Origin of the sequence: Microcystis sp. LE19-10.1B (assembly GCF_027530565.1) — a bacterium.
GTDB classification, from domain to species: domain Bacteria; phylum Cyanobacteriota; class Cyanobacteriia; order Cyanobacteriales; family Microcystaceae; genus Microcystis; species Microcystis aeruginosa.
The window spans coordinates 1-2500 of record NZ_JAPZQM010000055.1 but is presented as its reverse complement, the minus strand read 5'-3'; the positions used below and the strand labels follow the sequence as shown (position 1 = coordinate 2500).

Genomic DNA, 2500 nt, shown 5'->3' with positions numbered 1-2500 from the left:
GATGACCAGAAGAATCAATTGACCAACCAGCACCATCAGGATAAGTCCAACCTCGATAATTTCTAGATGCCTTAAACTTAGGATAACCTGATTTAAGTTTAAAGAATCTCTGAAAAGCAAAATCTACTCGTTTAACAGTGGGTTGCAGTGCATGGCTACCAAGTTCTTTATATTCTGTCCAACATTTCTTCAACTCTGGTAAGCAATTTTGTTGGTCAAAATAGTTAAGGTTTTTACCAAACTTTTTCGACTCGGTTTTGCGATGATAAACACAAGCATTATAAAGAGAGCAGTGTAGCTTTTGACCGTAATGAAGCTTGTTATTTTGTGTTTGGTTTGGATCAAGACGAAAAGTAATTCTCTTGATAGCCATAACTGATCGACCTAGGAAAGTTATACTTTTAGTATAGCCTACAGATATAGTAGTCTGTCAAGTTTGAATTGAGGGATAGAGTTTTTTTAATTTAATACGAGCATCAGCAGTAGTAAATCTCCAGTCAACTGAATTTGACTTTTCATTTCGATTTTCTTCCCAGACCTTAATTTCTTGTTTTAAACTATCCATGTCTGGGATACGACGATCGAGACATTGACGATTCAAAACGCTCAACTCAATTTCTGCCATATTTAACCAGCTGCCATGTTTGGGAGTGTAATGAAATTCGAGTTTATCTAAAATTCTCTTGGCCTCTTCCGGTTCAAAGGCTTTATATAATGAGGCTTTTACATGAGTATTTAAGTTGTCTTGAATTACTCTAATTTTCTGGGCATCCGGATAACGCTCATCAACCAAATATTTCATTTGGTGTGCATAATCGCTCGCCGTCCTTTGTTGTGTAACTTCTACATGTCGCCCACCTTGTAATGGTTCAAAAAACATAAACATATTGGCTACACCATTACGCTCATATTGATAGTCATACCTTTCTGGTTCTCTCGGTTCGGCTGGTATTTTCTCTTTTGTTTCTTTGACTAATTGTTGACAACTCTCATCAAAACACAGCCAGGGATTTTGCTGGTCATACTCACTATGATAAATATCCAAGACATCTTCCATGGCACAGACAAACTCCGCTGATTCTTTTGGGGGAATGACCCATGATTGATTCAGCCATGGTTTCAATTCATTTTTTTTAAGGTTTTTCTGATGGTTTCTCGTGATATTTTTTCCACATATTCAAGTTCGACCATTTTATCTGCCAGCATTTGAAGTGTCCATTTTGCTCGTCCCGTTGGTGTTTCACTACAAGCGATGGCAATCAGAGCTGCTTCCTTTTCCCCATCGATAATTTTGGCACGGCGATGTTCTGGCTTTTTTCGAGTTAATGATGATTCAATTCCTGACTCGACAAATCTTTGTCGTACTCTCTCAATGGTGGCTTGAGCAACATTTAAGGCTTCACTAATTTTCGAGTCAGTCCAACCACCTTCCTGTTGATTGACATCTGCTAAAAGTAGTATTCTGGCATGGTTCATTTTGTAAGCTGCTATTTTTCCTTTCTTGGTTAGCTGCTCGAGTTCAGTTCTTTCGGAGTCTGTTAGCTCTACAATATATTTTTTCTTCGGCATTTTTTTGTCTGAAGTTGGATAACTTCTTCCAGATTAGCTCTTTTTTGGCTCTTCGTTACTTGTTATGGTTTGATAGGGGGGCATAGAGCGACTAAATCCTTATCTGGTAAAAGACTTAATTGATTAGTTCGCTCTAGATAAAAAACAATTGACAAAAATCGCTAAATGACTTTCTATATAAGGGTTCCATCCCTTATAACCCCCGTCCATTGCATAACACAAACCGAAGATCCCTCTTTTTTTATCCCTCAAAACAAAATTGATGCTCTAATAGGTTGTCAATATGAAACCCAGAAAAGGCTCTCATAGTGTTTTTAGCGTGCGGTTACACTTTGTTTTTGTCACTCATTAGACCTCTTGCAAAAGTCTTAAGTTGATCCTTGTACAGCAACATTTTTGAAGATTATCAACTACTAATAAATAATTAACTGAAAGTCCCTCCTATTATTGTTTCTATCGTTTGTTTTCGGATTTATGCAAGAGGTCTATTATCGTAGAAAAGTTCTGAGAGGGGGACAAGCGAGCTAGAAGGTAGATAGGGCAAGCGATATAGCTCTTTGTCCTTTGATGTAATCCTTCAACCGATAGCGGCTAATTTGCATTAGCTCTTCTATATTTTTTGGGAACATTTGATGTAGCTATGGAGGGCTGTTTTAGTCCCTTTAGGAATTCTAGATGTGAGGGGAGAACGCCTGTCTATTTAGGGTCTGCTGAAAAAGTTTTTCGTGGGGGTAGGGTGTGGGGTGTAGGGTGTAGGGTGTAGGGTTTTACCGATTTTCAGGTGGTCAACTAAGTAGGGAGGCACAATTATTTGTAGGATGGGTTAGCGGTAGCGTAACATAATCGGGCGTTGGGTTTCATGCTTCAACCCAACCTTGTATATTGAGAGAGGTGGTAGACCGTCCCAACCTTGGTCGGAAAAGACCGCTTC

2 protein-coding genes and 1 pseudogene are annotated in these 2500 nt (G+C 38.8%); 1 reads left to right on the top strand and 2 read right to left on the bottom strand.

Going from position 1 to position 2500, the window contains the following annotated elements:
• Positions 1 to 373, bottom strand: a 373-nt coding sequence (locus tag O9332_RS02130) for a transposase (protein ID WP_288023453.1), incomplete at its 3' end; no start/stop codon positions are given.
• A gap of 57 nt (positions 374 to 430) precedes the next feature.
• Positions 431 to 1569, bottom strand: a protein-coding gene (locus O9332_RS02125; protein WP_155120450.1) for an IS630-like element ISMae29 family transposase whose coding sequence is annotated in 2 segments (ribosomal slippage) — positions 431 to 1137 and positions 1137 to 1569 — 1140 coding nt in all. Because the reading frame shifts where the segments join, the coding sequence is not laid out codon by codon here.
• 283 nt (positions 1570 to 1852) lie between these two features.
• On the opposite strand from O9332_RS02125, the pseudogene O9332_RS02120 reads away from it, so the two are divergent.
• Positions 1853 to 1918 (top strand): annotated as a pseudogene (locus O9332_RS02120) (IS200/IS605 family transposase); the annotation flags it as partial.
• Between the last annotated feature and the right edge of the window lie 582 nt (positions 1919 to 2500).